This window comes from Pseudoalteromonas sp. HF66, assembly GCF_011806445.1.
Classification (GTDB): domain Bacteria; phylum Pseudomonadota; class Gammaproteobacteria; order Enterobacterales; family Alteromonadaceae; genus Pseudoalteromonas; species Pseudoalteromonas apostichopi.
In genome coordinates this window covers 1-960 of record NZ_JAATOU010000042.1, presented here as the reverse complement: position 1 = coordinate 960, position 960 = coordinate 1, and the positions used below count along the sequence as shown (strand labels likewise).

Annotated in this window: 1 protein-coding gene; it reads right to left on the bottom strand. The window is 42.1% G+C overall.

Annotation, left to right across the window (positions count from 1 at the left end; translation table 11 throughout):
* On the bottom strand, positions 1–944 hold a 944-nt coding region (locus HCZ11_RS19495), incomplete at its 3' end, for a transposase (protein ID WP_167659254.1).
* Positions 945–960 lie beyond the last annotated feature (16 nt).

The following is a 960-nucleotide window of genomic DNA, read 5'->3' as shown; positions in this document are numbered from 1 at the left end:
TTACTTCGCCGCTTTCGAGCAGTTTTACTACAGTAGTTTTCAATAGCTTGTATTCGACCTACAGCACCGTGAAATAAATGTTCAAACTGTGTTGTTAATGTTAGCCAATTTGTTGGCTCGAGATTAAGCCTCTCAAGGATAGGAGGTAAATGATGATCTATATATCCGCGTTTATCCGTGCTAATACAACGCCCTGTCTGCTCTACAAGTAACAGGTATGACTTTAACTCAAAAGGTATTCCCTTTGATTTATTCTTGTTCATACCACCAACAAAACGAGCTAGTAGCTTAGGTTGTTTTGAATTCTTCGCCTCCTGACACCGCTTTTTAAAACTTGTATAGTTAGATTGCTCTGGGGTCCTCGCAACCTCTGCACGAACAGGGTTTAAATCAACATAGGCCATGCACGCTAAAAGAGCAGATTCATCAAGTAGTGCTTGGCTCTTGAAGCGCCCTTCCCAAAAATGCCCGGTACATTCGTCTTCTTTATTTGCACGTCTGGCAATATATTCATTAAGCATTCGCATGAACCAACTAATGCTAGAAAGGCGAGTCCTATACTCTGCAACCTCTTTATTTAAAAAGGCCTGTTGAACGTCACTCAATTGCTCACCACGGAGGAACTTTTGACCTAAAGGCGTCATTTTACTGAGCTTCTTCCAGCGTAGAAGAACGGCCTTGTCGCTTAACCTATTTGCTTTTTTATCATCTACATAAAGCACAATATGAGTATGATTACTCATCACGGCATAAGCACACACATCAATACAAAATACCTTCGCAAGAACAAGCAGACGATCTTCAACCCACCCTCGGCGATGATCATATGATTTACCTGTGAGAGTATCTTCTCCGCAAAGGTAGGCGCGTCTAACGCATCGGGATACACAGTGATAGTATTTAGTATTCGACAAACAGATTTGCCGCTTCCTTGCTAAAGCCATCGTCCACTCCTTGAAC